The organism is Streptomyces sp. NBC_00554 (assembly GCF_041431135.1).
Lineage (GTDB): Bacteria > Actinomycetota > Actinomycetes > Streptomycetales > Streptomycetaceae > Streptomyces.
The window spans coordinates 1611123-1637092 of record NZ_CP107799.1 but is presented as its reverse complement, the minus strand read 5'-3'; the positions used below and the strand labels follow the sequence as shown (position 1 = coordinate 1637092).

General features: G+C 71.5%; 23 protein-coding genes and 1 pseudogene. 14 read left to right on the top strand and 10 right to left on the bottom strand.

The window, feature by feature from the left end:
- The first annotated feature begins 11 nt into the window (after nt 1–11).
- The 4 genes and pseudogenes from OG266_RS07350 to OG266_RS07335 all read left to right on the top strand — a co-directional run.
- Nucleotides 12–410, top strand: coding sequence for a 6-carboxytetrahydropterin synthase (locus OG266_RS07350; RefSeq protein ID WP_266473132.1), 399 nt, complete (start codon nt 12–14; stop codon nt 408–410).
- The gene (locus OG266_RS07345) at nt 407–1609 is read left to right on the top strand and encodes a glycosyltransferase family 4 protein (protein WP_266473130.1); all 1203 of its coding nucleotides are present in this window, start codon (nt 407–409) and stop codon (nt 1607–1609) included. Before OG266_RS07350 ends, OG266_RS07345 begins: the two co-directional genes overlap by 4 nt.
- On the top strand, nt 1606–2538 hold the full coding sequence (locus OG266_RS07340; RefSeq protein WP_371543912.1) for a class I SAM-dependent methyltransferase: 933 nt from the start codon (nt 1606–1608) through the stop codon (nt 2536–2538). The genes OG266_RS07345 and OG266_RS07340 overlap by 4 nt, the downstream gene beginning before the upstream one ends.
- Nucleotides 2535–3398: pseudogene (locus tag OG266_RS07335) on the top strand (lysylphosphatidylglycerol synthase transmembrane domain-containing protein); the annotation flags it as partial. The gene OG266_RS07340 and the pseudogene OG266_RS07335, both read left to right, overlap by 4 nt.
- 197 nt (nt 3399–3595) lie before the next feature.
- Here OG266_RS07335 and OG266_RS07330 read toward each other — a convergent pair.
- A complete protein-coding gene (locus tag OG266_RS07330) occupies nt 3596–4426 on the bottom strand; it encodes a creatininase family protein (RefSeq protein ID WP_329544470.1) in 831 nt (276 codons plus the stop codon).
- Nucleotides 4427–4464: 38 nt separating this feature from the next.
- On the opposite strand from OG266_RS07330, the gene ribA reads away from it, so the two are divergent.
- The 5 genes from ribA to OG266_RS07305 are packed head-to-tail and all read left to right on the top strand — an operon-like array spanning nt 4465 to nt 9539.
- Nucleotides 4465–5196 (top strand): GTP cyclohydrolase II, encoded by a 732-nt coding sequence (gene ribA / locus OG266_RS07325; protein WP_329544469.1) that lies wholly within the window; start codon nt 4465–4467, stop codon nt 5194–5196.
- 3 nt (nt 5197–5199) lie between these two features.
- Nucleotides 5200–6195 carry an ornithine cyclodeaminase family protein gene (locus tag OG266_RS07320; protein WP_371543909.1) on the top strand — a complete coding sequence of 332 codons (996 nt, stop codon included), beginning with the start codon at nt 5200–5202 and terminating at the stop codon, nt 6193–6195.
- On the top strand, nt 6192–7337 hold the full coding sequence (locus OG266_RS07315; RefSeq protein ID WP_371543907.1) for an NAD(P)/FAD-dependent oxidoreductase: 1146 nt from the start codon (nt 6192–6194) through the stop codon (nt 7335–7337). The genes OG266_RS07320 and OG266_RS07315 overlap by 4 nt, the downstream gene beginning before the upstream one ends.
- A complete protein-coding gene (locus tag OG266_RS07310) occupies nt 7334–8389 on the top strand; it encodes a saccharopine dehydrogenase (RefSeq protein ID WP_371543905.1) in 1056 nt (351 codons plus the stop codon). Before OG266_RS07315 ends, OG266_RS07310 begins: the two co-directional genes overlap by 4 nt.
- Complete coding sequence (locus tag OG266_RS07305; protein ID WP_266473117.1) at nt 8382–9539, top strand: saccharopine dehydrogenase family protein; 1158 nt, start codon at nt 8382–8384, stop codon at nt 9537–9539. The genes OG266_RS07310 and OG266_RS07305 overlap by 8 nt, the downstream gene beginning before the upstream one ends.
- A gap of 6 nt (nt 9540–9545) precedes the next feature.
- Here OG266_RS07305 and OG266_RS07300 read toward each other — a convergent pair whose 3' ends face one another.
- From OG266_RS07300 to OG266_RS07290, 3 genes are read right to left on the bottom strand one after another with little or no spacing between them, the layout of a single operon-like run.
- The gene (locus OG266_RS07300; RefSeq protein WP_266473116.1) at nt 9546–10772 is read right to left on the bottom strand and encodes a serine hydrolase; all 1227 of its coding nucleotides are present in this window, start codon (nt 10770–10772) and stop codon (nt 9546–9548) included.
- 56 nt (nt 10773–10828) lie between these two features.
- The gene (locus OG266_RS07295; protein WP_371543903.1) at nt 10829–12229 is read right to left on the bottom strand and encodes an MFS transporter; all 1401 of its coding nucleotides are present in this window, start codon (nt 12227–12229) and stop codon (nt 10829–10831) included.
- Nucleotides 12226–12807 carry a TetR/AcrR family transcriptional regulator gene (locus OG266_RS07290; RefSeq protein ID WP_371543902.1) on the bottom strand — a complete coding sequence of 194 codons (582 nt, stop codon included), beginning with the start codon at nt 12805–12807 and terminating at the stop codon, nt 12226–12228. The genes OG266_RS07295 and OG266_RS07290 overlap by 4 nt, the downstream gene beginning before the upstream one ends.
- 74 nt (nt 12808–12881) lie before the next feature.
- Between OG266_RS07290 and OG266_RS07285 the strand changes: the two genes are divergently transcribed.
- Nucleotides 12882–13316 (top strand): PPOX class F420-dependent oxidoreductase, encoded by a 435-nt coding sequence (locus OG266_RS07285; protein WP_266473111.1) that lies wholly within the window; start codon nt 12882–12884, stop codon nt 13314–13316.
- Here the strand turns inward: OG266_RS07285 and OG266_RS07280 are convergent.
- A complete protein-coding gene (locus tag OG266_RS07280; protein ID WP_371543900.1) occupies nt 13275–14207 on the bottom strand; it encodes an NAD(P)-dependent oxidoreductase in 933 nt (310 codons plus the stop codon). The genes OG266_RS07285 and OG266_RS07280 overlap by 42 nt on opposite strands.
- Nucleotides 14208–14344: 137 nt before the next feature.
- On the opposite strand from OG266_RS07280, the gene OG266_RS07275 reads away from it, so the two are divergent.
- Nucleotides 14345–14956 carry a TetR/AcrR family transcriptional regulator gene (locus OG266_RS07275; protein WP_371543898.1) on the top strand — a complete coding sequence of 204 codons (612 nt, stop codon included), beginning with the start codon at nt 14345–14347 and terminating at the stop codon, nt 14954–14956.
- Between the two features lie 238 nt (nt 14957–15194).
- Nucleotides 15195–17309: a tetratricopeptide repeat protein gene (locus tag OG266_RS07270; protein ID WP_371543896.1), complete on the top strand. Its 2115-nt coding sequence runs from the start codon at nt 15195–15197 to the stop codon at nt 17307–17309.
- Here the strand turns inward: OG266_RS07270 and OG266_RS07265 are convergent.
- The 3 genes from OG266_RS07265 to OG266_RS07255 all read right to left on the bottom strand — a co-directional run bounded on the left by OG266_RS07265 (nt 17284) and on the right by OG266_RS07255 (nt 21476).
- A complete protein-coding gene (locus OG266_RS07265; protein ID WP_371543895.1) occupies nt 17284–19131 on the bottom strand; it encodes a hypothetical protein in 1848 nt (615 codons plus the stop codon). The two genes, OG266_RS07270 and OG266_RS07265, sit on opposite strands and share 26 nt — an antisense overlap.
- Before the next feature lie 84 nt (nt 19132–19215).
- Nucleotides 19216–20568, bottom strand: a complete 1353-nt coding sequence (locus OG266_RS07260) for an MFS transporter (RefSeq protein WP_371543894.1) — start codon at nt 20566–20568, stop codon at nt 19216–19218.
- A gap of 242 nt (nt 20569–20810) precedes the next feature.
- Nucleotides 20811–21476: a TetR/AcrR family transcriptional regulator gene (locus tag OG266_RS07255; RefSeq protein ID WP_266473106.1), complete on the bottom strand. Its 666-nt coding sequence runs from the start codon at nt 21474–21476 to the stop codon at nt 20811–20813.
- A 102-nt stretch (nt 21477–21578) separates the two neighbouring features.
- Between OG266_RS07255 and OG266_RS07250 the strand changes: the two genes are divergently transcribed.
- On the top strand, nt 21579–22505 hold the full coding sequence (locus tag OG266_RS07250; RefSeq protein WP_371543892.1) for a shikimate dehydrogenase: 927 nt from the start codon (nt 21579–21581) through the stop codon (nt 22503–22505).
- A 154-nt stretch (nt 22506–22659) separates the two neighbouring features.
- Complete coding sequence (locus OG266_RS07245) at nt 22660–24468, top strand: bifunctional sugar phosphate isomerase/epimerase/4-hydroxyphenylpyruvate dioxygenase family protein (RefSeq protein WP_371543890.1); 1809 nt, start codon at nt 22660–22662, stop codon at nt 24466–24468.
- Nucleotides 24469–24490: 22 nt separating this feature from the next.
- On the opposite strand, the gene OG266_RS07240 is transcribed toward OG266_RS07245, so the two are convergent.
- Together OG266_RS07240 and gnd are read right to left on the bottom strand one after the other, a co-directional pair.
- Nucleotides 24491–25081 carry a histidine phosphatase family protein gene (locus OG266_RS07240; RefSeq protein WP_371543889.1) on the bottom strand — a complete coding sequence of 197 codons (591 nt, stop codon included), beginning with the start codon at nt 25079–25081 and terminating at the stop codon, nt 24491–24493.
- Nucleotides 25082–25086: 5 nt separating this feature from the next.
- Nucleotides 25087–25965, bottom strand: a complete 879-nt coding sequence (gene gnd, locus OG266_RS07235) for a phosphogluconate dehydrogenase (NAD(+)-dependent, decarboxylating) (RefSeq protein WP_266473102.1) — start codon at nt 25963–25965, stop codon at nt 25087–25089.
- Between the last annotated feature and the right edge of the window lie 5 nt (nt 25966–25970).

Genomic DNA, 25970 nt, shown 5'->3' with positions numbered 1-25970 from the left:
AGGGTCGTCCGTTGTTCAGCATCACCGTCCGCGATCACCTGATGATCGCCCACAGCTTCCGTGGCGAGGTCTTCGGCCCCGCGCAGCGCCTGCACGGGGCGACGTTCCTGGTGGACGCCACCTTTCGCCGCGCCGAGCTGGACGACGACAACATCGTCGTCGACATCGGGCTGGCCACCCAGGAGCTCGGCGCTGTCGTAAGCGACCTGAACTACCGCAACCTCGACAACGAACCGGTCTTCAAGGGCACCAACACCTCGACGGAGTTCCTGGCCAAGGTCATCGCCGACCGCCTCGCCGACCGCGTGCACGCCGGGGCGCTGGGCGAGGGCGCCCAAGGGCTCGCGGGCATCACCGTCACCCTGCACGAGTCGCACATCGCCTGGGCGAGTTACGAGCGTGCGCTGTGACCGACACGACCATCGACCAGGCATCCGTGAACGGGAACCAGGCTTCCCTGAACTACGTGCCGGTGCAGAACGCGGCTCTCCAGAAGGCCGAGATCATCCCCATGTCCCTGAACTCCGTGCACTTCGTCATGCCGGGCGGCGTCGACGACCCGGCCGCGCCGAGCGGCGGCAACGCGTATGACCGCCGGCTCTGCCTGGACCTGCCCGGCTTCGGCTGGCAGGTCCACCGGCACGCCGTCGCGGGCGAGTGGCCGCGCCCCGGAGCCGCCGCCCGCACCGAACTCGCCCGCACGCTGCGGGAACTGCCGGACGGCACAACCGTCCTGCTCGACGGACTCGTCGCCTGCGGCGTCCCCGAGATCATCGTCCCCGAGGCCGAACGGCTCGCCCTCACCGTCCTCGTGCACCTGCCGCTCGGCGACGAGACGGGGCTCGCACCTGCCGTGGCGGCCGAACTGGACGCCAAGGAACGTACGACGCTGCGGGCCGTGTCGGCCGTCGTGGCCACCAGCGAATGGGCGGTGCGCCGGCTCGTGGCCCACCACGGGCTCGCCCCCGACCGGGTCCATGTCGCCGAACCCGGCGCCGACATCGCGCCGATCGCCTCCGGCACCGACGGGGTCTCGCGGCTGCTGTGCGTCGCGGCGGTCACCCCGCGCAAGGGGCAGCACCGGCTGGTCGAGGCCCTCGCGACCGTCACCGACCTGCCCTGGAGCTGCGTCTGCGTCGGCGCACTCGGCCAGGATCCGGCGTACGTCACCGAGCTCCGCGCCCTGATCGAGAAGCACGGCCTCGGCGACCGGCTGCACCTGGCCGGACCGCAGGTGGGCGCCGAACTCGACGCGAGCTACGCTGCGGCGGACCTGATGGTCCTCACCTCTTACGCCGAGACGTACGGCATGGCCGTCACCGAGGCGCTCGCGCGCGGCATCCCGGTCCTTGCGACCGACGTCGGCGGCCTGCCCGAGGCCGTCGGGCGCGCACCCGACGGCGGAGTGCCCGGCATCCTCGTACCACCGGAGGACCCGGCGGCTCTCGCCGTGGAACTGCGCGGCTGGTTCGGCGAGGCCGACGTACGCCGTCGTCTGAAGGCGGCCGCCCGCGGCCGGCGTGCCGCGCTGAACGGCTGGGCCACCACGGCCCGGAGCCTGGCCGGCGTCCTGGGACGGCTGCCGCGGGAACCCAGGAGGGCGGCATGAGTACGGCCACCACTCCCTCAGGTCTGCCCGGCGTGCCCGAGCCGGAGATTCGGGCGGGAGTGCCGGGGGAGCGCGTCGACGCGGTCGGCGCCGATGACGTGCCTCGTTACGCGCCCCAGTGGCTGCAGCTGCGCGAAGGCGCCGATGCCGCCGCACGGGCGTCCGACTTGCTGGACCCGCTGCGTATCCGTCTCGCGAACCGGCCGGTACGCGGCGACGACCTGGTGATTCACGACCTCGGCTGTGGCACGGGGTCCATGGGCCGCTGGCTCGCGCCCAGGCTCGACGGCGGTCAGCACTGGATCCTGCACGACCGGGACCCCTATCTGCTCCACTTCGCGACGGTGGGCGCACCGCGCGCTGCCGCCGACGGCAGCCGGGTCACGGTCACCACGCAGCGCGGTGACATCGGCCGGCTGACCGCGGACGCCTTGGCCGGGGCCTCGCTGGTGACGGCCTCCGCGCTGCTCGACGTGCTCACCGGTGACGAGATCGACCGCCTCGCGGCGGCCTGTGCGGGCGCCGGAGTGCCGGCCCTGCTGACGCTCTCCGTCGTCGGCCGGGTCGAATTCACCCCGGCCGAACCGCTCGACGCCGAGTTCGCCGAGGCGTTCAACGCCCACCAGCGCCGCGGTGACCTGCTCGGTCCCGAAGCCATCACGGCCACCTGCGAGGCCTTCGCCCGCTACGGCGCGACGGTCCGCACCCACCCGAGCCCCTGGCGGCTCGGCCCCGACACCGCCGCGCTCACCGAGGAGTGGCTGCGCGGCTGGGTCGGCGCGGCCTGCGAGGAGCGACCCGAACTCGCCGCCCACGCAGAGACGTATCTGCGGTCCCGGGTGGCGGCGGCCGCCGCGGGTGAACTGCGCGTGGTGGTCCACCACAGCGATGTGCTGGCGCTTCCCCGGCCGACGGGTGGGGCGCTGTGAGCGCGGGGGCGGACGTGACCACGAGTCCGAAGCGCACCCGCGTCAACTCCCGCCGGATCCGCACCCACATCGGCACCGTCGCCGGTGCCGTGATTCTCGCGGTGCTGCTCTGGCGGCTCGGTACGGGTGTCTTCCTGGACGGGCTGCGGAGGGTCGACGGGATGGCGCTGCTTGCGGCCGTCGCGATCGGGCTGGTCACCACGGTGTTCAGCGCCTGGCGTTGGTGCCTGGTGGCGCGCGGGCTGCGGATCCGGCTGCCGCTGGTGCAGGCCGTCGCGGACTACTACCGGGCGCTGTTCCTCAACGCGGCGCTGCCCGGCGGGGTCCTCGGCGATGTGCACCGCGCCGTACGGCACGGCCAGAGCGCCGGGGACGTCGGGCGCGGCGTACGGGCGGTGGTCCTGGAACGGACCGCGGGCCAGGCGGTGTTGGCCGTGGTCGGAGTGGTGGTGCTGCTCACCCAGCCGTCCCCGGTGCTCACGGAGACCCGCCACTTCGCCCTGGTCCTGGCGATCGTCTCGGTGTGCGGAGTCGTGACCGTCGGCGCGGTGCGCCGGGTGCGGACGCCCAGCCGCTCCCAGCGGTACGGTGCCTTCCGCGCCGCGCTCGTCGAAGCACGCGGCACTCTGCTCGCCCGGGGGAGCTGGCCGGGCCTGGCGCTTTCCTCGGTCGTGGTGCTGGCCGGTCACCTGGCCACGTTCCTGCTCGCCGCCCGCGTCGCCGGATCCACCGCGTCCCCCGCCGAGTTGCTGCCGTTGGCGCTGCTGGCCCTGATCGCCATGGGGCTGCCCCTGAACGTCGGCGGCTGGGGCCCGCGTGAGGGCGTCGCCGCCTGGGCGTTCGGTGCCGCGGGGCTCGGCGCGAGCATGGGCCTTACTGTCGCCGTGGTCTACGGCGTGCTCAGCTTCGCCGCGAGCCTGCCCGGCGTCGCCGTCCTGGTCGTCCGGTGGGCGGCGGCGCTCCGGCGCCCCCGCGAGGAGAGCGCAGGAGGGCACGAAGAATGCCGACGATCAGCGACCGCCGAGGTGCAGATCTCCGAGGTGCAGACCCCCGAGGTTCAGATCTCCGCAGTCCCGGTCCTGCGACTCCCGGTCTCGCCGCTCCCGGTCTCCGAACTCCCGGTTTCCAAGGGCAGTGTCTTGGCCGTCACCAGGGAGAAATACGCCGCGAACGCCTCGGTCAGCCCGGCCAGGAGTTCCTTCCCCTTCTCGGCGCTGGCCATCGAGGGACGGCCGATGACACCGGACTCGGTATAGGCGGACATACCGAGGGTGAGCAGATGCCGCCGGTCGTCCGCGAGGAAATCGGAAGTCTCGTAACCGGCCTTGACCAATTCCGGATGGGCGTGCAGAAGAATGGAGGTCTCTATTTCCCCCGCGTGCATATCGCTGAGCAGCGAGGTCTGTACTCCGGCCCGTTCCCTCGCGGCGTCCCAGTCCTCCATGGCCGGGAAAAGCGCCATCCGCGTACCGCTGCCCGCGGATTCCTGAACCACATTGCCCAGTACGTAGTTTCCGCCGTGTCCGTTGACCAGCACCAGCGTGTCGACGCCGGACCGGCGGAGCGAATCGGCGATGTCCCTGACCACCGCGTGGAGCGTGACGGAAGAGATGCTGACGGTCCCCGGCCACGCGGCGTGCTCGTGCGAGCAGGAGATCGTCACCGGAGGAAGGAGATGGACCGGATACGCGGCGGCGACCTCCCGCGCGATGGCACACGCGACGAGCGTGTCCGTCGCGAGCGGCAGGAACGCACCGTGTTGTTCGAAGCTTCCGACCGGAAGCACGGCGACCTGCCGTGACACATCCGCCCCGCGCGCCCGTACGTCTTCGGTGGTGTCAACCGGCAACAGACCGGATACCGTCGAGCGCGTTCCCGAACCACTCATGTTTTCACGGCCTTTCGACTCTGCTTAGGAATCAGATCATGACAGATAACTTTGGAGTACTCGGCGGGAATGCCCACCTCACAGGTGTCGAACGCGTCGTGATTGCCCCATTGCCCACCGTGTACGGCGCTTTCCACGCGGTCGGTTACCTCGACCACGACCGTGAAGAGGAACAAGTGGCCCTGGTGTACGGGGACTTGGCCGATATCGGGGAAGGGGACACGCTCACCCGTCTTCATTCGGAGTGCCTGACCGGGGACGCCTTCGGATCCATGCACTGCGAATGCGGTGACCAGCTCGCCGCCGCGCTGCGCGCCATCGTGGCGGAGGGCCGCGGCATCCTCGTCTACCTCCGGGGCCACGAGGGCCGGGGCATAGGCCTGCTCGCCAAGCTCCGTGCGATGCAGCTCCAGTCGGAGGGCATGGACACCGTCGAGGCGAACCTCGCCCAGGGCCTGCCGGTGGACGCCCGCGACTACCGGGTGGCGGCGGAGATCCTGCACGACCTCGGCGTGCGGTCCGTGCGGCTGATGTCGAACAACCCGCGCAAGCGCGAGGCACTGCTGCGCCACGGCATCAAGGTCGCCGAACAGGTCCCCCTGCTGATCCCGCCGTGCGAGGAGAACCTCAGCTATCTGCTGACCAAGCGGGAGCGAATGGACCACCACCTCCCCCACTTGGACGGAGCCCACCTGGGCGGATCCCACCTCAACGGATCCCACTTGGTCGACCGCGATCTTTTGCGGATCGGCAAAGACGGCTATCACTGAGGAATGAGAGAAGACGACGACGCCGACGGCGGTCCGCTGTATTTGTCGCGCGAGCAGGTGCGGGAGCTGCTCGACCCCGATACAGCGATCGCCTCGCAGCGCGCGGCCTTCACCGCGCTCGGCGACGGCACCGCCGAGCTCCCGGGGAAGATCATGCACCCCAGCCGCTTCGACGACAGCGTCGTCTTCGCCTACCTCGCGCGGCTGTCCGCGGCCACCGGGGCCGTCGCCAAGATCGGCAGCGTCAACCCGGGCAACGCGGCGGCCGGGCTGCCGACCGTCCACGCGGTGATCAACGCGCTCGACCCGGTCACCGGACAGCTCGCCGCCGTCATGGACGGTACGGCGGTGACGGCCCTGCGCACAGCAGCGGCGAGCGCCGTCGCCTTCGACGCGCTGGCCAACGCCGACAGCGCGGAACTCGGCGTCCTCGGTTCCGGCACCCAGGCCCTGGCCCATGTGCGGGCCGTCGCACGGGTACGGGAGCTGGCGTCCGTACGGCTGTGGAGTCCGGACCCGGGTCGCCGGGCGCACGCGGCGCAGCGCCTCGCGGCCGAACTCGGAGTCGCCGTCAAGGCGGTCGAAACGGCCGAGGAAGCCGTCGCCGGACTGCCGATGGTCGCGGCCTGCACCCTCAGCAGCGCGCCTGTCGTACGGGGCGAGTGGCTGGCGCCGGGGTGCACGGTCGTCAGCGTCGGTTCCTTCGAGCCCAGCAGGAGCGAGGTCGACGCGGAGGTCGTACGGCGGGCCGCGGCGGTGGTCGTCGACGACCCGGAGACGGCGGCGGAGCACGCCGGTCCGGTCGTCGACGCGCTGCGGGACGGGCGGCTCGCCCAGGAGGACCTGATTCCGCTCGGCGGCGTACTCACCGGCACGCACCGGGGCCGGGGGCACCCCGACGACATCGTCTTCTACAACAGCGTCGGGCTCGGCATCCAGGACGCCGCCGCGGCCTGGGCCGTCATCGACGCGGCCCGCGCCGAGGAGTCCCGCCGGTGAACGGGAGGGCGCGGGTCCTCGTCATCGGCGGCGGGGTGATGGGCGCGAGCATCGCCTATCACCTGGCGCGTGCGGGCGTACCCGACGTCGTGCTCGTCGAGCGCGACGAACTGGCCTCCGGATCGACCTCGCGGGCCGCCGGCGGGGTCCGGGCGCAGTTCTCCGACGAGCTCAACATCCAGCTGGGCGCCCGGAGTCTGGAGGCGTTCGGCCGCTTCGGCGAGGAGCCGGGCCAGGACATCGGGCTGCACCGGGTCGGCTATCTCTTCCTGCTCTCCACACCCGAGGAGGTCGCCTCCTTCGAGGCGGGCGTGCGGCTGCAGAACTCCCTCGGCGTGCCCAGCCGCATGATCGACCCGGCCGAGGCACACCGGCTCTCACCCCTGATCAGCACCGACGGGCTGCTCGCGGCGGCCTTCTCACCGGACGACGGGCACTGCACGCCCGAATCCGTCGTCCAGGGCTACGCCGCCGGCGCCCGCCGGCACGGCGCGACCGTGCTGCGGCACTGCGAGGTCACCGGCATCGAACTGCGTGGTGACGAGATCACGGCGGTGGTCACCAGCCGGGGCCGGATCGAGACCGACACGGTCGTCTGCGCGGCCGGTGCCTGGTCGCGGGCCATCGGCGCGATGGTGGGCGTGGACCTTCCGGTGGAGCCCCTGCGCCGCCAGATCGCGGTCACCGAGCCCGTACCCGGGCTGCCGCCGGACGTCCCCATGACGATCGACTTCACCAGCAGCCTCTACTTCCACACCGAGGGCCCCGGTCTCCTCCTAGGCATGTCCGACCCCGACGAGACCCCCGGCTTCGCCACCGAAACGCACGACCGCTGGATCCCGCGCCTGTACGAGGCCATGGAGCGGCGCGCCCCCGCCCTGCTCGACCTGCGCAGGACGGGCGGCTGGGCCGGCCTGTACGAGATGACACCGGACCATAACGCGCTGATCGGCGAGGCCGGTTCGTGTACGCGGTTCCTTTACGCGACAGGGTTTTCCGGCCACGGATTCCTGCAGGGACCGGCGGTCGGCGAGGTGGTCCGCGATCTGTATCTGGGCCGCGTACCCTTCGTCGACATCAGCCCCCTCAGCGCCGAGCGCTTCGCCGCCGACGCCCTGCGCCCGGAGATCAACTGCGTATGAACGCCCTCCACTTGTGGCTCCGACACGAGACCCGTACGACCGAGCGGCGCACGCCCGTCGTGCCCGCGGACGCCCGACGGCTCGTCGAGAGCGGCGTGACCCTCACCGTCGAGGAGTCACCGCAGCGGGTCTTCCCGATCGAGGCGTACGAGGAAGCCGGCTGCCGTGTCGCCGTGACCGGAACCTGGGTCTCGGCCCCGTCGGACGCGGTCGTCCTCGGCCTCAAGGAACTCCCCGACGAACCGGCCGCACTGACACACCGCCACATCTTCTTCGGGCACGCCTACAAGCAGCAGCCCGGCGCCGAGACCCTGCTACGCAGATTCCTCGCGGGCGGCGGGACCCTGCTCGACCTCGAATACCTGGTGGACGACGACGGGCGCAGGCTCGCCGCCTTCGGCTACTGGGCCGGATACCTGGGCGCCGCCCTCGCGGTGCTGCATCACCGGGGCAGGCTCCGGACCCCGCTCCGGCCGACGTCCAAGGAAGAGCTGGACGTGGAACTGGCCGGAGACGGCGGTGAGTTGAAGGCTCTGGTGGTCGGCGCCCTGGGCCGCAGCGGCCGGGGCGCCCGGGTCGCGCTGGAGGTGGCCGGTGTCGAGCCCACCTGCTGGGACCTCGCCGAGACCCGCGATCTGGACCGGCACGCCTTGCTGGAACACGAGTTGATGGTCAACACCGTCCTGACCACAAGCCCGGTCCCGCCCTTCCTCACCGACAAGGACCTCGACGAGCCCGGCCGCCGACTCCGCACCCTGTGCGACGTCACCTGCGATGTCGGATCGCCGATGAACGTACTGCCGGTCTACGACACCACCACGGACTGGACGGAGCCCGTCCGCCGGCTGCGCGAGCGGCCCGCCCTCGATCTGATCGCCATCGACAACCTGCCCTCCCTGCTGCCGCTGGAGGCGAGCGTCGACTTCTCGGCGGCCCTGCTGCCGATGCTCCTGGAGTTCGAGACCGGCGGGGCGTGGGGCCGCGGTCTCGACCGGTTCCGTCAAGCCTGCCGTGAAATCGGCGCAAGAGAAGGGGAGTTCCGCGATGCCTGAGGCGACGGCCGCGAGCGGCACCGTGCACTGGATCGGTGCGGGCCTGTCCACCGGAAGCGGTCTCGCCGCGACGTGCGACGCCGCCGACCGCGTACGACTGTGGCATCGCACCGAGGAGCGCGCCGCACACAGTCTGGCCGCCTTGGGTCTGACCGGGCGTGCCGAGCCCCGCGCGTACACCCTCCCCGCGCTCACCGCCGAACTCGCCCCCGGAGACGTCGTCGTCTCCATGCTGCCCGCGCCCGAACACGCCCCGCTGCTCGCCGCCTGCGTCGAACGCGGCGCCCACTTCGCCTGCTCCAGCTATGTGTCCGACGCGGTTCTGGAACAGGTGCCCGGGGCCGCGGCGGCGGGTGTCGTGGTGCTGACCGAGTGCGGGCTCGACCCGGGCATCGACCATCTCTTCGCGCACAGTCTGATCGCCCGCGCCCAGGAGGCGATCGGCGCCGAGTCGGCCGCCTCGTACAGCCTCACCTCGTACTGCGGCGGCATCCCTGCCGTGCCCAACGACTTCAAGTACCGCTTCAGCTGGGCACCGGCAGGCGTCCTGGGCGCCCTGCGCTCGCCCGCCCGTTACGTCGAGGACGGCGCGGTGACGACCGCCGCCCGCCCCTGGGAGGCGACCCGCACTCATGTGATCGACGGTGAGAGCTTCGAGGTCTACCCCAACCGTGACAGCGTCCCCTTCCTCGACCAGTACGGGCTTCCGGAGGCCTGGAAACCGGGGACGTTCGTCCGCGGCACCCTCCGTCTCGACGGCTGGCTGCAGGCCTGGGACGCGGTGTTCGAGGAGCTGAAGGCGGGCGACGACCAGCGCATCGTGGCCCTCGCGCGGGAGTTGGCGACGGCCTACCCGACCACCGAGGCCGACCGTGACCGGGTCGTACTCGCCGTCTCGCTGGATGTGCGCGGCGGCTCGGGCTCGGGGGAGGACTGGTCCGGGCGCTATCTCCTCGACCTGGAAGGCACCGCCGAGGAGAGCGCCATGGCCCGCTGCGTCTCCCGCACGCTCGCCCTCGGTGTCCGTCACATCCTGGACGGCTCGCTCCCGCCGGGCCTGAGCCGCGCCGCGGAGACAGCCGGCCGGTCGCAGGAGTGGCTCGCCGAACTGGCCCGGGACGGAGTGGACTTCACCCTGCGGACCGGGTGACCGGGGTCAGTCCAGCACCGCCTCGTGCACCAGTCGCTTCAGCTCGCGGAAGACCGAGTGGGAGGAGGTGGGGCGGACCTGGGTCAGGAACTGCACGGTCAGGTCGTTGGCCGGGTCGACCCAGAACGTCGTACCGGCCACTCCGCTCCAGCCGTACGCGCCCTGCCCCGTCGGGGACTGGGTGATCTCCGGGTCCACCACGACGGAGACGCCGAGGCCGAAGCCGAGGCCCGCGTTGCCGGGCTCCTGGTGGACCGGGCTGCCGAAGGTGCGGCGGTCGGCGTTGCCGGGGAGGTGGTTGGACGCCATCAGGTCCACGGTCCCGGGCTTCAGCAGGCGGGTGCCGTCGAGTGTTCCGCGCAGGCGGAGCAGTTCCATGAAGCGGTGGTAGTCGTGGGCGGTGGCCACCATGCCGCCGCTCCCGGACACGCAGCGGGGGCGGCCGTGCAGGGGCAGCCCGGCGATCGGGGTGATCCCGCCCTCGTCGTCCTCGCCGTACAACTCGGCCAGCCGGCCCTCCTGCTCGCCCGTGACACAGAATCCGGCGTCCTTCATACCGAGCGGTGCGAAGATCCGCTCGGCCAGGAACTCGTCGAGGTCCTGGCCGGAGACCACCTCGATGACGCGGCTGAGGACATTGGTGGCGACCGAGTAGTTCCACTGCGTGCCCGGCTCGAACTGGAGCGGCAGTCCGGCGTACACCTCGCACGTCTCGGCCAGATCCGCGCCCGGCGGCACGGACGACTCAAGACCGGCGCCCCGGTACAGCGCGTCGACGGGATGCGAGTGGTAGAAGCCGAAGGTCAGGCCCGCTGTCTGCGTCAACAGGTGCCGGATCAGGATGGGTTGTGCGGCAGGGCGGGTCCTGGTGTCCGCGCCGGATCCGTCGACGTACACCTGGGGGTCGGCGAAGGCCGGGAGGAAGTCGGCGACGGGGTCGTCGAGCCGGATGCGTCCCTCCTCGAGGAGCATCAGCGCGGCGACCGAGGTGACCGGCTTGGTCATCGAGTACATCCGCCACAGGGTGTCGGTCTCGACGGGGAGCCCGGCCGCCCGGTCACGGCAGCCGTAGGCGGTGAGGTGGGCGACGCGGCCGTGCCGGGACACGGACACGAGGTACCCGGGGAGTCTTCCGTCCCCGACGAGGTGGGCAAAATGCTGATCGAGGCGGGCCAGCGCCTTCGGATCGAGGCCGGCCTCGCGCGGCTCGGCCTCCTGTCGCAGGTGTCCCATGGTTCTCCTCCGGGCTGCGGCTCTTGGACCAACTCGCTTCATGGTCCCCTACGGATTCATGAACCGTCGCCTGCCCCGTACTTGTTGATGGACTCCTGGCGAATGCGTCCCGGGGATCCCGGTGGCCCCGGTAGCCTCACCGCGAGCATGACGCCGAGCGCGGACACGGCCGCGAGTGCCGTCAGCGGCGGGCCCATGTCGACACCGGTCCCGAGTGCCATCAGCAGGGTCGCGGTCGCGACGCCCAGCGTCGGGCCCACATTCATCGCCGTCTGCTGCAGCCCGCCCGCCACTCCGGCCGACTCCGCCGAGGCCTGCCGTACGAGAACAGCCGTCGCGGTGACCATCACCGTCCCGAAACCGGCGCCGAGCAGCAGGAACCCACCGCCGATCGACACGGCCGTCGAGGCCCGGTCGAGCCGGGAGAGCAGCAGGACACCCGAAGTCAGGGCGATCATCCCGGCCAGCGTCGTCCGGCGCGCACCCTGCCGGCGCAGCAGCACAGCCGCAACCGGCGCGCCCAGCACCATCATCACGGCCCCGGGCAGCGCCCGCAGGCTGGTCTGCAGCGGGTCCAGCTCCAGGACCTCCTGCAGGTAGTAGCTGCCGACGAACAATGAGCCCAGCATCGCCGCCGACCCGGCCACCAGAATGCCGAGCGCCGCACCGACGGTCGCGGAGCCGAGGACGTCGTAGGGCACCAACGGGCTCGCGGTGCGGCGCTCGTGACGTACGAAGGCGGCGCCCGCGGCCATGACCACCACAAGGCCGAGCGTGGACGCCGTCGTCCAGCCGGCCTCCGGTATCCCGACCAGCGTGTGCACCAGACTCACCAGCGCGACCGCGAGCAGACAGGCCCCCGGCACGTCGAGTCCGCCCGAGGCGGCCCTGCTCCGGGCCGGGCCCCGGACGGCGAGCGCCAGGACGCCCATGACCAGCGCGGGCACGACGTTGAGGAAGAAGACCGCGCGCCAGCCCAGAGCGGTCACCAGCGCCCCGCCGAGCACCGGACCGGCGGCGGCCGCGAGACCGATGGCACTGGTGCGCAGTGCGATGGGCATCCCGAGCCGGTCGGCGGGATAGGCGGCGCGCAGCATCCCCAGCGTGGCGGGTTGCAGCAGCGCGCCGAACACGCCCTGCGCGACCCGCAGTCCGATCACCGATTCGATGCCGGGCGCGAAACCGATCGCGGCCGACGTCGCGCCGAATCCCAGGATCCCCACGGCGAAGACCTGTTGGTGTCCGTAGCGGTCCCCGAGCCGGCCCGCGAACACCAACAGGCTCGCGACCGCGATGAGATAGCCGGTGCTCGTCCACTGGACCTGCGCGAACGTGGCGTGCAGATCGCGTTGCAGGGTGGGCTGCGCGACGGTGAGCACGGTTCCGTCGAGGGCGACCGCCACGGCGCCGGTGACACTGCTCGCGAGCGTGAGCCGACGGTGGAAGCGGGAGTTCATCGGGGCTCGGGCCCCAGGTGCGCGTCCAGTGCCGCATGCAGCAGGGGTACGAAGTCATCGGCGCCCGTGGTGAGTTGGAGGCTGCCGAAGCTCCACAGCTGGGCGATCCCGTGCAGGTTCGCCCACAACGCGCCCGCGACGACCCGTGCGTCGGCCTCGGGCAGTACCTGGCCGACCAGTTCCGCCAGGGCGCCGAACAGCGGCAGGCTCGTCTCGCGGAGTCCCAACTGATTGCTCTCCAGCAGATCGTGACGGAACATCAGCTCGTACATTCCGCGGTTGGTGAGCGCGAAGTCCAGGTAGACCCGCCCCAGCGTCGTGAGCTGGGCGCGGGGAGACGACGCCTCGCTCGCGACCGCCTCCGCCGCCCGGGCTCCGAGGTCGGTGAAACCCCGGCGGGCGATGGCGGACAGCAACTCCAGGTGTGTGGGGAAGTAGCGGCGCGGGGCTCCGTGGGAGACCCCGGCCCGCCGGGCGATCTCACGCAGGGACAGCGCCTGGGCGCCTTCGGCGGCCACCAGGTCGACCCCGGTCTCGATCAGGCGGGCCCGCAGTCCCGCCTCTTGCTCGCTGTTCATAGACACTGTCTACCAGGGTGAGTAGACAGTGTCTACCAGGAATGCCCGGCGCTGCCCGCAGCGTTGACCAAGCCATGACTCAGGACGCGACGCAGGACGCACTGCTCAAGCTGCTCTCCGAGTACAAGGGCGGGGTGCTCGTCACCCTCAAGAAGGACGGCCGGCCCCAGCTGTCGAATGTCAGCCACGCCTACTACCCCGACGAACGCATCATCCGGATCTCACTCACGGACGACCGCGCCAAGACCCGCAATCTGCGCCGGGACGCACGGGCCTCGTACCACGTGACCAGCGAGAGCCGGAGGGCCTACACGGTCGCCGAAGGCACGGCGGATCTGACGCCCGTCGCCTCGGACCCGCACGACGAGACCGTCGAGGAACTCATCCGCTACTACCGGGACGTGGTGGGCGAGCACCCCGACTGGGACGACTACCGCGCCGCCATGGTCCGCGACCGCCGACTGGTGCTACGGCTCCACGTCGAGCGCGCCTACGGCATTCCCGGCTGACACCGGACCTTCTCTGCTCGCGCCTTCGGTGCGGGCCTCGATCGCGTGGAGCACGGCGGCCATGTCGGACCCGCCGTGTCCCAGCGCCACGGTCTCCTCGAAGAGGGCGTGGCAGACGTCCAGCAACGGCGAGGCCAGGCCGGACTTCCTGGCCGCCTCGGCGATCAGCTCGTTGTTCACCAGGACGTTGCGGACCGCGGCCTGCACGGCGAAGTCACGCTCCAGCAGCTTCGGGGCCTTCATGCGGGATACGGCACTGGACATCGGCCCGGCGCCCAGCACTTCCAGGAACAGCTTCCGGTCGAGGCCCTGCCGGTCGGCGAAGTGGAACGCCTCGCTGAGGCCGGTCACCAGGGTGATCAGGAACAGATTCACCGAGAGCTTCATCAGCAGGGCGTTCGGCACCGGCCCGCAGTCGAACGTCTCGTGACACATCGGCTCGAGCAGCGGGCGCACTTCCTCGGCGGCCGCGGGGTCCCCGGCGAGCATCGCCACGAGTTGCCCGGCCTCGGCAGGGACCCGTGATCCGGAGACGGGGGCCTCGGCGTACCGGCCGCCCGCCTCGCGGATGTCGGCCTCCAGTCCGCGCGAGTACTCCGGCGACGTCGTCCCCATGTGGACCACGGTGTGCCCGGCGACGTGCCTGGCGAAGTCGGGGGTGCCCCGTCCCAGGGCCTCGTCGATCGCGGTTCCGTCCGCCAGCATCAGGAACACGACGCGGGCACGCTCGAAGACCTCGGCGGGACGGGACGCCACCTCGGCGCCGGCCGCGCGCAGCGGCTCCGCTCTGGCGGCCGTGCGGTTCCAGACGAGGAGGGCGGTTCCGGCCCGGGCCAGATTGAGGGCCATGGGCTGCCCCATGGTTCCGAGGCCGATGAAACCCACGTACACGACGCACCGCCGTCTCTGGCCGGCGAGAAAGCCGGGCCACCCCGTTGCTGCCCATGACGGCTGTCATAGTAGCGAGCTTCATGACGGCTGTCATAATGAGATCCGATGCGTACGGCAGTCAGGGCGGGAGGCCGATGATGACGGGTTCCGAGCGGGGACCGCGCGAGCGGATGGTGTTCAGCGCGGCGCAGCTCATCCGGCGCGACGGGGTCACCGCGACGGGCATGCGCGAGGTCGCCGTACATGCCGGGGCGCCGCGCGGCTCGCTCCAGCACTACTTCCCGGGCGGCAAGGAGCAGTTGGTCAACGAGGCAGTCGACTGGGCAGGGCGCTACGCGGGCAAGCGCGTCGCCCGCTTCCTCGCCGAGCTGCCGGAGCCGACGCCGAGTGGTCTGTTCGCGGCGATGGTGCGGCAGTGGACCGAGGAGCTCCGGACAGCGGGATACACCTCGGGCTGCCCCGTGGCGGCGGCGACCGTGGACTGCGCGGAGTCCACCGAGTCCACGAGGACCGCTGCCGCCGCCGCGTTCGCCCGCTGGAACCGCCCGGTGGCCGAGGCGCTGACGGATCTGGGCGTACCGCGCGACAGGGCCGAGCCGCTCGCCACCCTCATGATCAGCGCGTTGGAGGGAGCGCTCCTCATCGCCAGAACCGAGCGGGACGTACGCGCCCTGACGACTGTGTCCCGGGAACTCGGCCCTCTCCTGGACGGGGCGCGAACGACGAACCAGGCGCCGCCGGAGCGGTAGGGAGCTCTCGCGCCGCTCAGCGGGCTTCCGGCGGGCGGCGGCCGACCGGGCCGCGAGCCTTTCCGACACGCTCGGTTCGGTGGCCGCGGATGCGGTGGTGCGCCACCAACTGGGCTACTGAAACGGCCGGTTGTGTCGTCGCCTCGCTTCACGTGCCGCGTATGGTCGAACCCGACATCGGTGTGAGGTGCGAGACGCCCTGCTGGGCGCGGGTGCGGGAAGCGGGGAGTGCGGGGGCATGCTGGATCCCATCTCGTTGGCGGCCATCTCGGCGGTGCTCGGAACCGTCGGCTCGGGAATGGCCAACGAAGCGGGCAGATGGGCCTGGGAGTCGACCGGGGGACTGGTGCGCCGGATCGCGGGCCGGGAGGTCGCGGCACCGACGAACGCCGAACAGCTGACGCAGGTCGCGCAGTTGGTGCACGAGCGCGTGCAGGGCGATCAACAACTCGCCCGCGCCTGGACCCTGTTCGCGCAGGGAGTGCGGCTGCCGGGTGCCGGATCCCGGCCCGAGCATCCCCGTCTGCCCCCGTCCACCAGATACTTCACGGACCGTCAGAAGGCCTTGAAACTCCTGGACAAAGAGGTCTCGCGGGCGTTCGACGGCAGCCCCCGGGTGGCACTCCTGCACGGCCGCGAGGGCATGGGCACCAGCACGCTGGCCGTGCACTGGGGCTGGCGCCAGGCGGACCGTTTCCCGGACGGCCAGCTCTACGCCGACCTGCGCGGCCCCGGCGCGACCGACGCGGGGGCGCTCCTGAGCTCACTGCTGCGCCAACTCGGCCTGCCCGACGAGGAGATACCGCCCTCCACCGAGGACCGCGTCGACCGCTTCGGGCGTCACCTGGCCGACCGACGCCTGCTGCTGGTGCTCGACCATGCCCAGTCCGCCGCGCAGATCCGCCCTCTGCTCACCCCCGCGCCCGGCGTGTTCACGGTCGTCGTCACCCGTCGCCCGTTCCCCGGCATCGACGCCCTGCCGGTCCAGGTCGACCCCCTGGCCCGGCGCGACGCGTTACGACTGCTCACCGACCTGGCCGGCAAGCCCGCGATCACCGCGGCAAAGGCCACGCTGCCCGCCGTACTGGAGCGCTGCGGCGGCTCGCCGTACGCCCTGCGCGCTGCCGCGCCCCGCCTCTCCGCACCCCCGGTGGAAGAGCCACCGCAGCCCGGCAGCGATCCGGTGCGCGCCGCGGCCGAGGACTCCTACCGCCTGCTGCGCCCCGAAGCGGCCCGGCTCTACCGGCTGACCGGCCTCCGCGACTGGCCCGCCTTCGACGCCGCGGCCGCCGCACGAGCCGCGGACATCGAGGAGACCGAGGCGGCCCCGCTCCTGGAGGAACTCGCCGACACGCTGCTCCTTGAGCGCACCGGCGCCGGCCGCTACCACTACCGTCCCGTCGTCCGCGCCCACGCGGAAGCCGCCGCGGCCGCCACCGACGGCATCGCCGTCTGCTCCGCCGCCGTGTCCCGGACCGTCGAGGGATATCTGCACCTGGCGGTCGGCGCCGCACAGGCGGCACTCCCGGAGAGCTGGCGGGTCCCCTCCGGCACCTCCCCACTCCGGTACGCGGACCGGGGCGAGGCCCTGGCCGCACTCGCCACCGAATCACGCAATCTGGTCCAAGCGGTGTACGCCGCCGAGGAGTTCCGAGACTGGGACACCGTCGCGAGGCTCTGCCAGGCCCTGTGGCCGCTCCAGCTCAAGGCAGGCCACCACGACGTCCTCCTGCCCGCCCTCCGAATTGGCGCGCGCACGGCCGACGCCCACTTCCCCGGCACCCGGACGGCCGGATCGCTGCACGCCCAACTCGCCCACACCCTCACCGAGTTGCGCCGCTGGAACGAGGCCGAGCCCGAGGCACGCGCCGCGGCGCGGGACGAGCACGCGGCCGGTCACGCACGCGGACACGCCTCCGCCGTCGAGTTCCTCGGGCTGCTGCGACTGCGCCAATGGCGCTGGCAGGAGGCGTACGACTCCTTCGAGGAGGCGTCCGTCGTCCTCGACGGAATCGGCCCCGAGGGCGAAGGCGCAGGTGATCTGCCGCGCGCCCGCGCCCTGTTGGAGCGCCACAGGGGGCGCGCCCTGCGCGGCCTCGGACGCCGCGATGAGGCGCGGGAGCGGCTGGAGCGCGCGCTGCGGTTCTTCCGGGAGAGCGGCGAGGCGTACAACACGGCACGGGCCCTCACCGATCTCGCCGAAACCCGCCTGGACGGCGGCGAGTTCGCGCAGGCGCTGCCACTGATCGACGAGGCCGTCGCGGCCCTCGCGAAGGAGAACGCGGCCTATCACCTCGCGCACCTTCGGTCGTTGCGCGAGCGGTGCGTCAGCGCTGCCGGTCCTCGGGAGTGATCCGTACGCGATGAACCGCCGGGCCGGTGCGCACGGTCAGGCCCTGGGCGGCCAGTTCGTCCAGCGACTTGCCCGCCGCCAGCCAGGCGTGCAGGGCGGAGGCGTACGCGGCCGGATCGGCGTCGGCCGCCGACGGCTCGCCGGTCAGCCGGAGCAGGTCCCCGGCGCGAGTGCGGACGGTGCAGTCGCCCGGCCCCGTGACGTAGGCGGCGAGCGCGCAGTCCGGGAGACAGACGAGCACCTCGCGGGTCCACTCCGCAGGGGAGCCGAACCGCGGATCGGTCGCTGACCCGTGCCTGAACACGACATCAGCGAGGGCGAGTTGGCCGGGGTCGCGAGTGTCCTCGTGCACGGCCGTGTGCGCCTCGCCGACACCCTCCGGCTCAGTGCCGGGGTCGGCATGGCGTACGACCGAGACCTCGCCCGAACCGAGGAGCCGCGTCAGGACGCGCAGCGGCGCGGTGTGCGACGGGGGCTCGTACGGCGGGAGGGGGAGCGGTTCGAGGAGCGCAGGCCGGTCCGGTTCCGGGATGCCGATGATCTCGTAGAAGAGGCGGCGCAGCCGGGCCGCCGACTCGCCCGGCACGGAACTGGCGAACCCGGCGGGATCCGGCAGCGGGCGGTGGGCGGCGAGCAGCGACTCCACCTGGGGGCGTAGCGCGGCTCGCGCGTCGAGACGTGGAGCCTCCCGTACGAAGTCGTACATCGGAGCGTCCGGATCGAGACCGTCCAGGGGTGCGGCGCCGAGGAGCACGGGTGTGCCGAGTGCGGCGGCGTAGTAGGTGACCGAGCCGTGGTCGCCGATCACGGCGTCCGCCGCGAGCAGAGCCTGGCGCCAGCCCTCCAGCGGATCGACGAGCGCCAGCCCCGCGCGCCGGGCCCGGTCGAGCCAGGCACGGATCTGGCCGGGGCCGTGACCGTGCCAGATGTTGGGGTGCAGCACGGCCGCGAGACGGTACTCGTCGGCCGGCAACTCCGAGGTCAGCCGGGGGAGCAGCGAGGGGAGTACGTCATCTCCGCCGCCGTCCCCGAAGAGCGACTCCGGGTTCCAGGTGGAGTTGAGCAGGATCAGCCGCTGGCCGGTGCGTACACCGAGGGCGCGGCGGAAGCGTTCGCGGTAGGGCCGGGCCGCCAGCATGCGGTCGAAGCAGGGGTCCCCGGCGAGCACGGCCGTGGGCGCCGCCTCGGGACAGGCGACGCGCAGTCGCTCGTACTGCTCCGGATGCGACAGCACGAGCGCGTCGGCGATCGGTTCCCCGTCCTCGCCCAGGAGCCATTCGCGGGACATCCCGAACACGGGCAAGGGCGAGGGCTCTTGGTATCCGGTATCCGGTATCCGGTATCCGGTATCCGGTATCGCCAGCCTCTTAGTGTAGCCAACGCCATGGGACAAGACGGTCAACTTGCCGGAAAATGCCTGGAGTTGGCCGCCGAAGCTCGCCGAGATGACCAGGGATACGCGGGTCTCCACCGCCTGCTCCCAGGGCAGTACCGGCACGGCGGTGTCGGCGAGCAGCTCGGCGACCCCCGACCGGAACGCGGACGACCCCGTGCACGTGACCAGCAACTGCACCCGGAAGTCGTCGTGGAACAGGGGGAGGACGTCGAGGAGCCGTGTGGCGGACGTGACGTTGTGCACGACGAGCAGCACACGGTGGCTGTGCCCGCGCGTGGCCCACCGGGCCGGCTCGTCCCCGACCGGCACCCGTATCCATCCGTCCCGCCCCACGCTCGTACACCGCCCCTCGCGTCCGTCGGCCCAGCTCAGGGCAGGGCGCCACTCGTGTGATCGGGCAACGGTAGTCGACGGAAGCTCCACCATGGCCGGAGGGACTCCGGGGGAACACCCGAGTCCCCGAACGCCTGCCGGGCGCCGGGGACTTGGGGAGCGAGAGAGAGCGCGGGCTCAGGCCGCGACCGTCTCCCGTCCCGCGGGCTCGTGAACCGGACGCTCGCCGAGCTGCTCGGTCGGCACCTTGTGGGTCTCTCGCGCGGTGAGCGCGGCGACGACCGGCAGGACGCACAGGGCCGCGGTGAACAGGGCGACGGACGACCAGTCGTCGCCGTCCGGGCCCGCGATCTGCGCGGCGAAGGTGACGGCGAACCCGGCCACCGCGAAGCCGATCTGGGTACCGATCGCCATGCCGGAGAGCCGGACGCGGGTGGAGAACATCTCGCCGTAGAAGGACGGCCAGACACCGTTGGCCGCGCTGTAGACGATGCCGAAGGTGACGATGCCGAGCACCAGGATCAGCGGGTAGGAGCCCGTGGAGATGGCCCACAGGTAGACGAACATCATGATCGCGCTGCCTACGGCGCCTACCAGGAAGACCGGGCGGCGGCCGATGCGGTCGGAGAGCTTGGCCCACAGCGGGATCGCGCCGAGCGCGGCCAGGTTGGCGAGCGCGCCCACCCACAGCATCTGCGAGCGGGACAGACCCACCGAGTCGCTCGTCCCGTAGGCCAGCGCCCACACCGTGAAGATCGTGCTGACCGAGGCGATGAGTGCGGCGCCGACGACCCGCAGGACGTCCGCCCAGTGCTCGCGGAACAGGATGGCGAGGGGCAGCCTGGCGACGCCCTCGGTCGCGGCCTGCTGAGTGAAGGCCGGGGTCTCCTGGAGCGTGCGGCGGATGACGAAGCCGACGACGGCGACCGCGACGCTGGCCCAGAACGGGATGCGCCAGCCCCACGAGAGCAGCTGGTCCTCGGGCAGCGCGGCGACCGGGAGGAAGACCAGGGTCGCGAGGAGCTGGCCGCCCTGGGTGCCGCTGAGGGTGAAGCTGGTGAAGAAGCCGCGCCGGTTGGGTGGCGCGTGTTCCAGCGTCATCGAGTTGGCGCTGGCCTGCTCGCCGGCGGCGGAGATGCCCTGGAGGACGCGGCAGAGGACGAGCAGGACCGGGGCGAGGCCGCCGACCTGGTCGCGGGTCGGCAGGCAGCCGATGAGGAAGGTCGACAGACCCATCAGGATCAGCGTGAAGACCATGATCTTCTTGCGGCCCACCCGGTCACCGAAGTGGCCGAGGAACAGCGCGCCGATCGGGCGGGCCGCGTACGCGACACCGAACGTGCCCAGCGAGAGGAGGGTCGCGGTGGCCGGGTCCGACTCGTCGAAGAAGACCTTGGGGAAGATCAGGGCGGCGGCGCTGCCGTAGATGAAGAAGTCGTAGTACTCCAGGGCGCTGCCGATCCAGGCGGCCATGGCGGCCTTCCTGGGCTGGCCGGGTGGCGCGTCGAGCGGGGCGGCGGGGACGGACACGGCGGGCTCCTTCTGGGGAACTCCGGGGACGGGAGTGGCGGAGGGGGAGAGGTGCCGGGGCCCTGGGATGGCGGGTCGGCCGTTCCGGGTGCGCGTCTGCTGGGCGCCCCGGCTAATTAACCCACTGGATAGTTAGTAGCGGATGGCTACGGATGTTGCGCGCACGTTTCCCGGGTGTCAAGAGGTCGCGTCGAGGGATCTTCCCCGAATTGGTCCGGGGGCCGGTCCGGCTCAGGGGGCTCTCAGTCCGCCGAGCGGTCCGCCGTGAGGTAGGCGATGACCATGTCGCCGAGCATCGTCCGGTAGTGCTGCCGCTGGTCGGGGGCGACCAGGTCACGGCCGAAGAGGGCGCCGAAGGTGTGCCGGTTGGCGACCCGGAAGAAGCAGAACGCACTGATCATCGCGTGCAGGTCCACGGCGTCGACGTCGGCCGTGAACACTCCGGACTTGCGGCCGGTCTCCAGGATGCGGCGGATCACGTCGAGCGCGGGCGAGCCGATCCTGCCGAGCTCCTCGGAGGCCGCGATGTGCTCGGCCTCGTGGATGTTCTCGATGCTCACCAGGCGGATGAAGTCGGGATGCGCCTCATGGTGGTCGAAGGTGAGCTCGGCGAGCCGGCGGATGGCCGCGATCGGGTCCAGGTGCTCGACGTCCAGCTCCTGTTCGGCCTGCCGGATCACCGAGTACGCGCGCTCCAGGACGGCCGTGAACAGCTGCTCCTTGCCGCCGAAGTAGTAGTAGATCATCCGCTTCGTGGTGCGGGTGCGGGCGGCGATCTCGTCGACCCGGGCGCCTGCGTAACCGGCCCGAGCGAACTCCACGGTCGCCACGTCGAGAATCTCGGCCTTGGTGCGGGCGGCGTCACGGGTGCGCCCGTTCGGTCGTGCCGGTTCTTCGACGCTGGTCATCGGGTTCCTTCGGGCGATGGGTCAGTGCCCGCGATTCTAGAAGCAGGGTCCGACGGCGGGCGCCTCGATGCCTGCCCCTTCCCATCCGGCGGGCGGCTTGATATGACTAACGAACCAGTTCGTACATTAGCCAGCCGCTCCCGGAGGCCCGCCGTGCCCCAGAACTCCTATCTCGTCGGCCTCATCGGATCCGGAATCGGCCCCTCGCTCAGCCCGGCGCTGCATGAGCGTGAGGCCGACCGGCAGGGCCTGCGCTATCTGTACCGGCTGATCGACATCGACCGGCTCGGCGTCGGTCCGGAGGCGGTGGGCGACCTCGTGCGCGCCGCCCGCGACCTCGGCTTCGACGGCCTGAACATCACCCACCCCTGCAAGCAGCTGGTCATCCCCCACCTCGACGAGCTGGCCCCGGGGGCCGAGGCGCTCGGCGCGGTCAACACCGTCGTCTTCGAGGGCGGCCGCGCGATCGGGCACAACACGGACGTCACCGGGTTTGCGGCGTCCTTCGCGCGCGGGCTGCCCGACGTGCCGTTGGAGCGGGTGGTGCAGCTGGGCGCGGGCGGGGCGGGGGTTGCCGTCGCGCACGCCGTCCTCACTCTGGGGGCGGGGCATGTCACCGTCGTCGACCCGGTGCCCGACCGGGCCTCGGGTCTTGCCGACTCGCTGAACCGGCATTTCGGTGAGGGGCGGGCCGCCGCTGCTTCGCCGGACTCGCTCGGGGGGCTGCTTGCCGGCGCCGATGGCGTTGTGCATGCCACGCCCACGGGGATGGCTGGGCATCCCGGGCTGCCGTTCGGGGCTTCGCTGTTGCATCCCGGGTTGTGGGTTGCCGAGGTTGTGTACCGGCCGTTGGAGACCGAGTTGTTGCGTGTAGCTCGGGCGGTTGGCTGCGCCGTTCTTGACGGTGGGGGGATGGCTGTCTTCCAAGCTGTGGACGCCTTCCGGTTGTTCACCGGGAGGGAACCCGACAGTGGGCGGATGTTGGCGGACATTGCCGAGTTGGTGGGGGCCGCGGGTGCGCGGAGCTGAGGGGGCGCCTTATGGGTGGGGTGGCTGTGGTGAGGGTGGCGGGTGCGGGTCGGTGGGGGTTTCTCGCGCAGTTCCCCGCGCCCCTGAAGGGGCGCTCCTGCGGCGGTGCCCCTTCAGGGCCGTGCCGGTGAAGCGACAACGAAGGAGTGACAACGTGCGTACGTCCATTGCCACCGTCTCGCTCAGTGGGTCTCTGACCGAGAAGCTCACGGCTGCTGCCAGGGCCGGCTTCGACGGAGTCGAGATCTTTGAGAACGATCTGCTTGCCAGCCCGCTCCTCCCCGAGGAGATCCGGGCGCGGACGGCCGACCTCGGACTGAGCATCGACCTGTATCAGCCGATGCGGGACATCGAGGCTGTGCCACAGGAGGAGTTCGCTCGGAATCTGCGGCGGGCGCGGCACAAGTTCGAGCTCATGGGACGGCTGGGCGCGGACACCGTGCTGGTGTGCTCCAGCGTCTCGCCGCTCGCCGTGGACGACGACGCGCTCGCCGCCGGCCAGCTGCGCCAACTGGCCGACCTGGCACAGGACTTCGGTATCCGAGTGGCGTACGAGGCGCTCGCCTGGGGCCGCCACGTGAGCACGTACGACCACGCCTGGCGCATCGTCGAGGCCGCGGACCACCCCTCCCTCGGCACCTGCCTGGACAGTTTCCACATCCTCGCCCGCGGTTCCGATCCAAAAGGCATCGAGGACATCCCCGGCGAGAAGATCTTCTTCCTACAACTGGCCGACGCGCCGCTGATGGCGATGGACGTCCTCCAGTGGAGCCGCCACTACCGCTGCTTCCCGGGCCAGGGCGGCTTCGACATCGCCGGGCTGCTCGGGCATGTGGTGCGCGCCGGATACCAGGGGCCGCTCTCCCTCGAGGTCTTCAACGACGTCTTCCGCCAGGCGGAGGCCGGGCCGACCGCCGTCGACGCCCGGCGCTCCCTCCTCGTACTCCAGGAGGAGACCGGTCTCGCCACCCCGCCCGCGCCCGTGGTCCCCACCGGCGTGGCCTTCGCCGAACTCGTCACACCCGACGTCGTACCGGTCTCCGCGGTCCTCGGTGCCCTCGGTTTCACCCGCACGGCCAGGCACCGCAGCAAACCGGTGGACCTCTGGCAGCAGGGCGAGGCCCGTGTCCTGGTCAACACCGGTCCGGCCGCCCGGCGCGACGGCACCGCGCTCGCCGCCATCGGCCTGGAGTCCCCGGACCCTGCCGCCGCGGCCCGGCGCGCCGAATCCCTCCTCGCACCCGTCCTGCCACGCCGCCGCGCCCTCGAGGACGCGCCCCTCGACGCGGTGGCCGCCCCCGACGGCACCGAACTCTTCTTCTGCGCGTCCCCCGGGCTCGCTGCTCCCGGCCGACCCGAACACCCCACCTGGACAAGCGACTTCGAGCCGGTGGAGCACGGCCCGGACCCGCGGCGGGTGGCCCGCATCGACCACCTGGCCCTCACCCAGCCCTGGCACCAGTTCGACGAGGCAGCCCTCTTCCACCACAGCGTGCTCGGGCTGAGCGCGCAGGAGAGCGTCGACGTCGCCGACCCCTACGGCCTGCACCGCAGCCGCGCCGTCACCAACTCCGACGGCACCGTCCGCATCGCCCTCTCCGTCGGCCCGGCCCCCAGCGACGACGGCGCCCGCGCCCAGCACATCGCGTTCGCCACGGACGACGTGGTCACCGCCGCCCGCTGCTTCCGCGACGCCGGCGGCCGAATCCTCCGGATGCCCGCCAACTACTACGACGACCTCGCCGCCCGCTTCGAGTTCACCGACGCCGAGCTGGCGACGTACCGCGAACTCGGCATCCTCTACGACCGCGACACCGACGGCGAATTCCGCCACTGCTACACGGAGACCGTCGGCCGCGTCTTCTTCGAACTCGTCCAGCGCGATGGCGGCTACCGCGGCTACGGCGCGCAGAACGCCCCGGTACGGCTTGCCGCGCAGCACGCGGTGCGACCGGGGCGTTGAAGCGCTCCTAGGGCGGAAATCCTCAATTCCCTCTGGCGTTCCACTGAGCGATCACCGGACGCCCGTGCTCCGTGGACAGCCGGCTGACCGTCCCCGTCGCGAGCTGGAACAGGCGGCCGTCCGCGGCGGGGAGGCCGAGGCGGCGGGCGGCGAGCACCCGTAGGAAGTGGGCGTGTGCCACGAGGACGACGTCGCCTTCGGCGAGTGCCGTGTCGATGTGGGAGAGCACGCGGTCGGCGCGCTGTCCCACCTCTGTCGGGGACTCGCCGGGGTGGCCCGAGGGGCCGGGCGGTACCCCGTCGTTCCAGAGGTACCAGTCGGGCCGGGTGCGGTGTATCTCGACGGTCGTGATGCCTTCGTACGCGCCGTAGTCCCATTCGTGCAGGTCGGGTTCGGGTACGGCCCCGTACAGGCCCGCGAGTTCCGCGGTGCGTATCGCGCGGCCCAGTGGGCTGGTGAGCGCGAGGGCGAAGGTCCGGTCGGCGAGCAGCGGGGCGAGGGACTTGGCCTGTTCCTCGCCGCGCTGGGTGAGGGGCAGGTCGGTCCAGCTGGTGTGCTGGCCCGACACGCTCCACTCGGTTTCGCCGTGGCGGACCAGCAGAAGGTCCCCCATGGCGGTTACTTCGCGGACTCGACGGCGTGGCCGCCGAACTGGTTGCGCAGGGCGGCGACCATCTTCATCTGCGGTGAGTCGTCCTGCCGTGAGGCGAACCGTGCGAACAGCGAGGCGGTGATCGCGGGGAGCGGGACGGAGTTGTCGATGGCCGCTTCGACGGTCCAGCGGCCTTCGCCGGAGTCCTCGGCGTAGCCGCGGAGCTTGTCGAGGTGCTCGTCCTCGTTGAGGGCGTTGACGGCGAGGTCGAGGAGCCAGGAGCGGATCACGGTGCCTTCCTGCCAGGAGCGGAAGACCTCGCGTACGTCGGTGACGGAGCCGACCTTCTCCAGGAGCTCCCAGCCCTCGGCGTAGGCCTGCATCATGGCGTACTCGATGCCGTTGTGGACCATCTTGGAGAAGTGGCCGGCGCCGACCTTGCCTGCGTGCACGAAGCCGAAGTCGCCCTCGGGCTTGAGCGCGTCGAAGACCGGCTGGACCTTGGCGATGTTCTCGGCGTCGCCGCCGACCATCAGGGCGTAGCCGTTCTCCAGGCCCCAGACGCCGCCGGAGACGCCGGCGTCGACGAAGCCGATGCCCTTGATGCCGAGTTCGACGGCGTGCTTCTCGTCGTCGGTCCAGCGGGAGTTCCCGCCGTCCACCACGACGTCGCCGGGCTCCAGGAGCACGGCCAGCTCATCGATGGTGGACTGGGTCGCGGCACCCGCCGGCACCATCACCCACACCACACGCGGGCCTTCGAGCCTGCTCACGAGTTCAGCGAGGCTGCTGACGTCGGCGAGGTCGGGGTTGCGGTCGTATCCGAGGACGGTGTGGCCTGCGCGGCGGATCCGCTCGCGCATGTTGCCGCCCATCTTGCCGAGGCCGATGAGTCCGAGCTGCATGTCAG

Excerpts from the sequence above, each read along its gene's own strand:
- OG266_RS07320 (WP_371543909.1), top strand. The coding sequence starts at position 5,200 with ATGAGAGAAGACGACGACGCCGACGGCGGTCCGCTGTATTTGTCGCGC.
- OG266_RS07330 (WP_329544470.1), bottom strand. The coding sequence starts at position 4,426 with ATGAGTGGTTCGGGAACGCGCTCGACGGTATCCGGTCTGTTGCCGGTT.
- OG266_RS07240 (WP_371543889.1), bottom strand. The coding sequence starts at position 25,081 with ATGGGGGACCTTCTGCTGGTCCGCCACGGCGAAACCGAGTGGAGCGTG.
- OG266_RS07300 (WP_266473116.1), bottom strand. The coding sequence starts at position 10,772 with ATGGGACACCTGCGACAGGAGGCCGAGCCGCGCGAGGCCGGCCTCGAT.
- ribA (WP_329544469.1), top strand. The coding sequence starts at position 4,465 with ATGACAGATAACTTTGGAGTACTCGGCGGGAATGCCCACCTCACAGGT.
- OG266_RS07275 (WP_371543898.1), top strand. The coding sequence starts at position 14,345 with ATGACGGGTTCCGAGCGGGGACCGCGCGAGCGGATGGTGTTCAGCGCG.
- OG266_RS07265 (WP_371543895.1), bottom strand. The coding sequence starts at position 19,131 with ATGGTGGAGCTTCCGTCGACTACCGTTGCCCGATCACACGAGTGGCGC.
- OG266_RS07285 (WP_266473111.1), top strand. The coding sequence starts at position 12,882 with ATGACTCAGGACGCGACGCAGGACGCACTGCTCAAGCTGCTCTCCGAG.
- OG266_RS07270 (WP_371543896.1), top strand. The coding sequence starts at position 15,195 with ATGCTGGATCCCATCTCGTTGGCGGCCATCTCGGCGGTGCTCGGAACC.
- OG266_RS07305 (WP_266473117.1), top strand. The coding sequence starts at position 8,382 with ATGCCTGAGGCGACGGCCGCGAGCGGCACCGTGCACTGGATCGGTGCG.
- gnd (WP_266473102.1), bottom strand. The coding sequence starts at position 25,965 with ATGCAGCTCGGACTCATCGGCCTCGGCAAGATGGGCGGCAACATGCGC.
- OG266_RS07295 (WP_371543903.1), bottom strand. The coding sequence starts at position 12,229 with ATGAACTCCCGCTTCCACCGTCGGCTCACGCTCGCGAGCAGTGTCACC.
- OG266_RS07255 (WP_266473106.1), bottom strand. The coding sequence starts at position 21,476 with ATGACCAGCGTCGAAGAACCGGCACGACCGAACGGGCGCACCCGTGAC.
- OG266_RS07310 (WP_371543905.1), top strand. The coding sequence starts at position 7,334 with ATGAACGCCCTCCACTTGTGGCTCCGACACGAGACCCGTACGACCGAG.
- OG266_RS07250 (WP_371543892.1), top strand. The coding sequence starts at position 21,579 with ATGACTAACGAACCAGTTCGTACATTAGCCAGCCGCTCCCGGAGGCCC.
- OG266_RS07290 (WP_371543902.1), bottom strand. The coding sequence starts at position 12,807 with ATGAACAGCGAGCAAGAGGCGGGACTGCGGGCCCGCCTGATCGAGACC.
- OG266_RS07340 (WP_371543912.1), top strand. The coding sequence starts at position 1,606 with ATGAGTACGGCCACCACTCCCTCAGGTCTGCCCGGCGTGCCCGAGCCG.